Annotated in this window: 8 protein-coding genes and 1 pseudogene; 2 read left to right on the top strand and 7 right to left on the bottom strand. The window is 67.6% G+C overall.

The window, feature by feature from the left end:
• Window positions 1-68: 68 nt before the first annotated feature.
• The 3 genes from AB0J87_RS60410 to AB0J87_RS60400 all read right to left on the bottom strand — a co-directional run bounded on the left by AB0J87_RS60410 (window position 69) and on the right by AB0J87_RS60400 (window position 2,306).
• Entirely contained in the window at window positions 69-236 is a 168-nt protein-coding gene (locus AB0J87_RS60410) for a hypothetical protein (protein ID WP_363984507.1), read from the bottom strand.
• Between the two features lie 162 nt (window positions 237-398).
• Window positions 399-1,094, bottom strand: a complete 696-nt coding sequence (locus AB0J87_RS60405; RefSeq protein WP_363984505.1) for a hypothetical protein — start codon at window positions 1,092-1,094, stop codon at window positions 399-401.
• A gap of 171 nt (window positions 1,095-1,265) precedes the next feature.
• Window positions 1,266-2,306 (bottom strand): NAD(P)-dependent alcohol dehydrogenase, encoded by a 1,041-nt coding sequence (locus AB0J87_RS60400; RefSeq protein WP_363984503.1) that lies wholly within the window; start codon window positions 2,304-2,306, stop codon window positions 1,266-1,268.
• A gap of 132 nt (window positions 2,307-2,438) precedes the next feature.
• Between AB0J87_RS60400 and AB0J87_RS60395 the strand changes: the two genes are divergently transcribed.
• Window positions 2,439-3,161, top strand: a complete 723-nt coding sequence (locus tag AB0J87_RS60395; protein WP_363984501.1) for a TetR/AcrR family transcriptional regulator C-terminal domain-containing protein — start codon at window positions 2,439-2,441, stop codon at window positions 3,159-3,161.
• Here the strand turns inward: AB0J87_RS60395 and AB0J87_RS60390 are convergent, their stop codons facing one another.
• Both AB0J87_RS60390 and AB0J87_RS60385 read right to left on the bottom strand, forming a co-directional pair.
• The gene (locus tag AB0J87_RS60390) at window positions 3,162-4,103 is read right to left on the bottom strand and encodes a site-specific integrase (protein ID WP_363984499.1); all 942 of its coding nucleotides are present in this window, start codon (window positions 4,101-4,103) and stop codon (window positions 3,162-3,164) included.
• Window positions 4,104-4,302: 199 nt separating this feature from the next.
• Window positions 4,303-5,439, bottom strand: coding sequence for an epoxide hydrolase family protein (locus AB0J87_RS60385; RefSeq protein ID WP_363984497.1), 1,137 nt, complete (start codon window positions 5,437-5,439; stop codon window positions 4,303-4,305).
• A gap of 61 nt (window positions 5,440-5,500) precedes the next feature.
• On the opposite strand from AB0J87_RS60385, the gene AB0J87_RS60380 reads away from it, so the two are divergent.
• Entirely contained in the window at window positions 5,501-6,454 is a 954-nt protein-coding gene (locus AB0J87_RS60380) for a WYL domain-containing protein (protein WP_363984495.1), read from the top strand.
• A 129-nt stretch (window positions 6,455-6,583) separates the two neighbouring features.
• Here the strand turns inward: AB0J87_RS60380 and AB0J87_RS60375 are convergent, their stop codons facing one another.
• Window positions 6,584-7,180 (bottom strand): DUF4158 domain-containing protein, encoded by a 597-nt coding sequence (locus AB0J87_RS60375; protein WP_363984493.1) that lies wholly within the window; start codon window positions 7,178-7,180, stop codon window positions 6,584-6,586.
• A gap of 270 nt (window positions 7,181-7,450) precedes the next feature.
• Window positions 7,451-7,755, bottom strand: a pseudogene (locus AB0J87_RS60370) (hypothetical protein); the annotation flags it as partial.

The following is a 7,755-nucleotide window of genomic DNA, read 5'->3' as shown; positions in this document are numbered from 1 at the left end:
CTCCGACCCCAACGGCTTCCGTGATCACAGAGGGTGAAGTCCTACGGCACACCGGGGAGGAATACAGATCAATGGATCAATGAAGCCTGCCAGTGAACCGCCGCCCCCTTGTAGAGGTGGAGGTAGTCGACGTAGATGTAGAAGAACATGAAGCTGGTCCAAGCTGCCGTGAGCTTGGCCTGCACGGGGATCGGCGGGTTGTCGAGCAGGCTCGGGGTGTTCGTTCGGATGGTCATCGGTTCTTCTTTCGAGAGGAGCGGTCTCCCCGCCGGAGTGGCGGCAGGTTTGGGCGTGAATACGCACGGGTGGTCGAATTCGAGGCTGTGGCTGCCATCCCCGGGCGGCCCTCCACGGAGTCCTCGCCAGCGTGCGCAACCTCGGCGCCGCCCTCATCTCGGTCACGACCGGACGAGGCGCACGCCGGTCGCGAGCAGCCAGACGAGCCAGGCGACGAACCCTAGGAGCCCGACGAAAATCAGCGGCGAGCCGTCGGCGATCGCGAGGTTGCCCAGCCCCGCGGCGAGCAGCAGGCTCCCGCCCACCATGCCCAGCAGGCGCTGCCAAGCCGGAGTCAGCCCGCTCGCGTGCGCGGCGAGGGCCGAGCCGATGCAGGTGGTGCCGAGCATCGGCAGCGCCAGCGCGAACGCCGCCGCGTGAATCTGCCAGACGAGCCCGAACGCGGGCGTCGGCTCGGCGAGCCCGCCGGCGGAGAGCGCGAGCCCGATCTGCAGGACGTTGACAAGCACGAAGATGGCCGACAGCGTCGCGCCAGCGGCCAAGGCGAGGCGCGACCAGTCAGCGCCCGCTCCGCCGCGCCGCTCCACGAGGCCGTGCAGGCCCGTCACGAACACGAGCAGCAGCGGCAGGTACAGGGCTACCAGACCGGACACGATCGCGACCGCGTCGCGGTTGGCCGCGTAGTAGGCCAGCACTTCCTCGATCGGAGCGCCGTAGGGCAGCGCGCCCGTTACCGCAAACAACACGTTCTCTATCACCACCAACAGCGCGAACGCGATCGCCGCGGCACCGACGAGCCGGCCTCGAACGAACCAACTGCGGGCTGGCGTGGTGGCGGTGTTCTTCGGTGATCTCATCTCTTACTCCTTCGTTGCGGTCGGATGACCGGCGGGTTGTCGAGCAGGTTCGGGGTTTTCGTTGGGATGGTCATCGGTTCTTACTTTCGAGAGGAGCGGTTCGTCCGCCGGAGTGGCGGCAGGTTTGGGCGTGCACACGCATGGGTTGGGTCGTTCTCGTCGCTGCGGTCGTCAGACGGTGACGACGACCTTCCCTCGGGTGTGGCCGGCCGCGATGTAGCGGAGGGCGTCGGCTGCTTCGTCGAGGGGGTACGTGCGGTCGATGGCGGGCGTGACCTGCCCGGTCGTGAGCAGGTCGGCCAGGGTGAGCAGGTCCTGGCGCTTCCCGACCGACGTGAAGGGCTTCAGCTGCTGACGGGTGAACCCGGACAGCACGCGCGCTTTGACGATCCGGCCGAGGGGGCCGAGCCAGCGGCCGCCGCGTCCGCTGTTGGGGATGAGGGTGCCGGTGGGCGTCAGCGCTCGGCGGACAGCCGCCAGGGGCTGGGCTTCCACGTTGTCGAGGATGACGTCGTAGCGCTTCCCGGTGCGGGTGAAGTCGGTCTCGGTGTAGTCGACGACGTGGTCGGCGCCGAGCGACCGGACCAGGTCGACGTTGCGGGTGCTGCACACACCCGTCACCTCGGCGCCGAAGGCCTTGGCGATCTGTACGGCGAAGGAGCCCACGCCGCCCGACGCGCCCGTGATCAGCACCGTCTGGCCCGGTCGAACGTTCGCGATGTCGCGCAATGCCTGCAATGCCGTCATGGCCGACGTGGGCACCGCTGCCGCGTCCACGTCCGACAGGTTGGCAGGCACGGACACGAGGTGGTCCGCCGGGACGCAGGCGTACTCCGCGAGCGTTCCTGTGGTGCTCCAGCCGAACACCTTGTCGCCGGGTCGGAGAGCGGTGACGTCCTTCCCGACCGCTGCCACCACGCCAGCGAGGTCCCTGCCAGGGATGCCGTGGCGCGGCCGGCGGAGCCCGAACACCAGGCGCACCACGTACGGCTCACCGGTCATGACGAAGTAGTCGCCAGGATGTACTGAGGTCGCGCCCACCTGGACGAGCACATCGCCTCGACCGGGCAGCGGTAGCCCGACCTCGGACGACTTGAGCACCGAGGGCGGGCCGTAGCGGTGCTGGACGGCGGCCCGCATCGTCGCCGCCCTGGCCGGACTCGCCCCCGGCACCAGGCCGTCTCCGGTATTCGATCGCTGTTCGATCCCCACAGAAGCCTCCTCCTCCGAACCGCGACACTCGCTGACTCGTACACCGTACGTCGTACGCCGTACGAGTGCGTCTGCTGTACTGTGCTCGTACGCTGTACGATTGTCAATCTGTACGAGCAAGCGAGGAGACCCGTGTCCGGGAGGGAACAAAGGCAGGTCGCGTCCGACGCGGGGCTGAGCAAGCAGCGGGTGGTGGTGGAGGCGGTCCGCCTCGCCGACCGCGAGGGGGTCGACGGGCTGAGCATGCGCCGGCTGGCTCGCGCGCTCGGCGCGGGCGCGATGTCGCTCTACTACTACGTGGCGAGCAAGGACGAGCTGCTGGACGCCATGATCGACGTCGTGTTCGAGGAGATCGAGCTCCCGCCCGAAGGGACCGACTGGCAGTCGGCGATGCGACGGCGGGCGGTATCCGCCCGACAGGTTCTCGCACGCCACCCGTGGGCGAACGGCCTGATGGAGTCGCGGACATCGCCCGGGCCCGCGAACCTCCGCCACCACGAAGCGGTCACCGCCTGCCTGCGGAGGGCCGGCTTCTCGGCCTTGATGGCGACGCACGCCAACTGGTTGCTCGACAGCTATGTCTACGGTTTCGCCTTGCAGGCGGCCAGCCTGCCGTTCGACACCGCCGATGAGTTCGCGGACATGGCCGAGGACGTCTTCCTGCCCCAGCTCCCTCCTGACGAGTTCCCCTACCTCAACGAGTCCGCCGCGGCGCTCGTCTCTGCCGGCTTCGACCCGGCGAAGGAGTTCATCTTCGGCCTCGACCTCGTCCTAGCCGCCCTCGAGTCCCTGAGGGGGCCAGACCAAGTACGAGAGAAAGGGGCAGCGTCCCCTCCCACTCGGAGAAGTTCCTGATCAGTGGGTACGGCGGCGGGGTGCCAGGACCTCGGTGACCTTGGCGATGGCTTCTGCGCCGGGTTTGACGTAGCGCAGGGCGGTGCGGGGGTTCTTGTGGCGGGTCTTGCCCATGATGAGCTGCAGCGGCACTTCGGCCTCGCCGAGGTGGGTGGCGGCGCTGTGGCGCAGCTGGTGCAGATCGAGCCCGGCGTACTTCTCCAGCAAGACGCGGGCGCGGTCGTAGCCCAGGCGGGCGCGGCCGGTGTGCGGGCAGATGTCGGCGGCGGCCGGGCGGCGGGCGGGGACCGGGCGCCGCTCGGACAGAAACAGCGGACCGTGCGTGCGCGTGCTGCCGTCCGGTAGGCGTAGTAGCCGGGGCAGCAGGTGGGCGGTGCCGCGGTCCCAATACACCCACTCGGTGGCCCCGCCCTTAGAGCGGACGGGGGCGCGGCGGTGCTCCAGGTCGAGGTCTTCGACGTTCAGCGCCAGGATCTCCGCTGCCCGGGCCGCCGTCTCGTACAGCATCCGCCACAGCGTCTTCTCCCGGAGCGGGATGTCGCGGCGTGACAGCAGCTGGTGGATGGTGGTCTTGGCGACCGCGCGGGTCTCGTCGGCGCTCTCCTTGCGGCGTTCGGCGTCGGCCGGGACCGAGGGGGCGGCCCAGTGCTTCTTGGTCTGGCACCAGGCGAGCCAGGAGGTGATGGCGGCGCGGTTGCGGTTCCAGGTCGCCGGCGCGCTCGCTCCCCACAGTTCGGTGAGCGCGGTGCCGATCTCGGTGTCGGTGACGTCGGCGAGCGGCCGGTCGCGGCCAAGGAGTGTGGTGACGCGGTCGATGGCTGAGGCGTAGGCGCGGTGGGTGTTGGGGTTGGCCGTGTGCGGGGTGGCCAGGAAGGCGTCGGCCGCCGCGGCGAGCGTGACGTGCCCACCGCGAAGGGCGGTGATCTTCGGTGCGGCGCTCATGCCGCCCCCCGCGCGACGCCTGCGGCGATGTACCGGATAACGTGCCGGAGTCGCGCGCCGCCGCGGCGGGCAGTTCGCCTGGTCGCGGCGCCGCCGTGATCGCTCATGTACGTGATAATAGATGATTATCACGTACATGTGGCCGAATGGCGATCTGGTGCACGATCGCCATTCGGCCCGATGGTTCCAGACTCCCGAATCAGCGGAGTTTGCGGAAGAATTCGCGCAGGTCGCCGATCATGAGGTCGGGGGCCTCCATCGGTGCGAAGTGGCCGCCGCGGTCGAACTCCGACCAGTGCACTACGGTGTTCTGCTTCTCGGCGATGCCGCGAATCGTGTTGTTGCCCGGGAAGACCGCGATGCCGGTGGGGACACCGGAATCGGGGAGCTCCGCGCCCCAGTGCTGGGATTCCTTGTACAACCGCATGGACGAGCCGGTGGTGTTGGTGAACCACAGGATCGAGAGATTGGTGAGCAGCATGTCGCGGTCGATCGCGTCGGAGGGCGTGGCCTTGGCGGGATTCTTGAAGGTGTTCACCACGTCCAGTACCCACGCCAGCATGCCCGCGGGCGAGTCGGCGACCGCCGGCGCGAGGGTCTGCGGGCGGGTGGCGTGCATGCCCGCATAGCCCGAGGTTTCCTTGCTGCTCCAGTCCTTCATTTGCGCCAGCTTCTCCTGATCGCTTGCGCTGTAGCCGGATCCGTCGTCGCCCCAGGAGGGAATGGTGATCGGATCGTTGAGGTGGACTCCCGCCACGTGCTCGGTGTCGGTGCGGCCCAGCTGGGGTGCGATGAACGAGCCCGCATCGCCGCCCTGGGCGCCGTAGCTCTCATATCCCAACTCCGCCATGAGTCTTGCGATGAGCTCCGCGCTACGCTCGGTCGACGCCGCACCGGCCGCGCGTGTCGGGCCGGAGAAGCCGAACCCCGGGAGCGTCGGAATCACCAGGTGGAAGGCGTCTTCCGGAGCAGCGCCGTGCGCAACCGGATCGGTGAGCGCGCCGATCATGGCAGTGAAGTCCTCGAACGGCCAGCCGTGCACCAGGACTAGCGGCAGCGCGTCGGGCTCGGCCGAGCGGATATGCAGGAAATGCACACGCTGCCCATCGATTTCGGTGACGAACTGCGGATACCGATTCCAGGCAGCCTCCTGCGCCCGCCAGTCGAAGCCGGTACGCCAGTACTCGGCCAACTCCCGCACATAGCCGGTCGGGATGCCGTAGGTCCAGCCGACGCCGGGCAGTTCCTCGGGCCAGCGAGTGGCGGCCAATCGCCGGTTCAGATCCTCGAGGTCGGTGTCGGGGATATCGATGCGGAAGGGAGCGATTTTCGTCATGTCTTGAAGCTAGGAGGGCCTTAGGACAGGTTCGTTCCTAAGTTGGTGGCATTCTTGAATCATGCTCGAAACCTCGGCTCGGCTCCTGCGCTTGCTGTCCCTGCTGCAGATGCATCGCGACTGGTCAGGCGGCGATCTGGCAGAACGCCTCGGCGTCAGCGCCCGGACCGTGCGCCGGGACGTGGATCGGCTGCGCGAACTCGGCTATCCGGTGGACGCCGTCCAGGGCGCGGCGGGATACCGGCTGGCCGCGGGCAGCACCCTGCCGCCGCTGCTGCTCGACGATGAGGAGGCGCTGGCCGTCGCGGTCGGCCTGCGCACCACGACGGGCGGGACCGTGGCCGGCTTCGAGGACTCCGCGCTGCGCGCCCTCACCAAACTCGAACAGGTCATGCCCTCGCGCCTGCGGCACCGTCTGCAAGCCTTGCAGCGCTCCTTGATCCGTGTGGAGGCGACCGCGCCACGCGTGGAACCCGACACGCTCATCGCCATTTCCGACGCCTGCCACCGCCACGAGCGGCTGCGCTTCGAGTACACGAATTTCCATGGCCACCAATCGATCAAGGATGTCGAACCACACTCGGTGGTCAACTTCAACCGGCACTGGTACCTGGTCGCGTGGGACGCGGCGGCCGCGGACTGGCGTTCCTATCGGGTGGACCGGCTGCACGCTCGCACACCCACTGGCCCGCGCTTCCCACCCCGCGAGGCGCCGGAAGGGGATGTGGTCACCTATCTTTCGAATCAGCTCTCCGCGCGCGCGTGGCCCTACCGTGCCACCGTCACCCTGCACCGCTCGGCTGCCGGACTGGCCGACCGCATTTGGACTGGTATGGGCGTGCTGGAGGCGATCGACGACGCCAGTTGCCTGCTCCATGTAGGCGCCGACTCCCCGTGGGCGCTGTCCTGGATGATCACGTCCATCGACACCGACTTCACCGTCACCGATCCCCCGGAGCTGGTCGAGCAGATCGAAATCCTCGCTCGCCGTTGCGCAGCCGCGATCCGGGCTTGAGAACACGGCACCGCCCGCTGCCCGGCCAGGCACAGGCCCGCCGGTCAGCGATCACCATCAATGAACCAGGCCCTGCACCCCCAACATCACTGCAGGTCGCGGCTATATCCGACCGAAACTTCGTCAGTGCTACCGGGACCCCTGACGGTCACCGGCCCCTTCGCCTACCGCGCGGCTCGCATCGTCGATGCCGACCAGCGCGTAGATCCGCTGCGTGGTCTCGGGACTCAACCGGGAGGCGATCCGCACCGACCAGGTGACCTCCGCGTTGTGTAGGGCCGAGGCCACGATCCGGGAGATCCGGCCAGGCGCCGGCGGTTCGATCCGCTCCTCGCGCAGATGCTTGAGCAACTCCTCCCGGACCCGTTCAGGCCGTCGCTCGGCGTGCGCGACCTCCTCGGCCAGCCACACCGCCAGCTTCGTTGCGTCCTCGGTCGTGCAGGTGCGAAAGCCCAGGTGCGTACGGATCTGACTGCGGTGGTACTCGATCGTGGAGCCGGACCACTCATAAAAGCCGAGCTCCGAGGCAAGAACCCGGACCTGCTTGGCCACGTGCTCAACCACGTCTTCCGGCAGCTCTGAACGGCCGCGCGGGAACCTGCCGTGCTGCGTGTAGAACTTCAGCAAGATCGCGAAGCCGAGTCGCGTGGCGTCGCGCTTTCCGGCGATCAGATCGCGCTCTTCATCCAGGATCGTCCAGTGCTCGACCAACTCGTCGATGTGCATCGGGGGGTGTTTCATGACCACCCAGCATTGACCAGGCAAGTTACAGCAAGATCAACGCCGTTTGGGGCTCATGACACGTTTCTTACCGGCACCCCAAAACCGGTCATTTCTGAGAACATGAAATGTGACAGCAGTTACACAGAGTTAGTTTGGGGCTAATCGCACGAATCCGAGCGGAGGGCCACTCCTACGGTCATGCTCTCCGACGACTCTCATCGTCGGAGGTGTTGGCAGACGCCAAGCCTTCGTGATCAGGCCAGACGCTCGGACTTACGGGCGCATCGGGCAGGTGGGCTTGTAGGGCGCGTCGGGGACGTACTGTTGCCATTCTTCTTGGGTGAGCCCACGAACGGCGATGGCGCAGACCGCGCTGAGAAGATCAGATGGAAGCTGAATATTCCAGACGTGTACTCTCCCGCTGAGGTCGGCGCTGTATAGGCGGGTGCTATCTGGGGAGAAGACCACCACCTCCACCGAGTCGGTGTGGCCGGTCAAGGGGTTGCCGATCGGCCTGCCAGTGCGGGCATCCCACAGCCGCACGGTCCCATCGTCGCTGCCGCTGGCCAGCCGCGTCC

This window comes from Nonomuraea sp. NPDC049625 (genome assembly GCF_040675285.1).
Taxonomy (GTDB): Bacteria; Actinomycetota; Actinomycetes; order Streptosporangiales; family Streptosporangiaceae; genus Nonomuraea; species Nonomuraea angiospora_A.
This window is presented reverse-complemented; position numbering and strand designations above follow the sequence as displayed.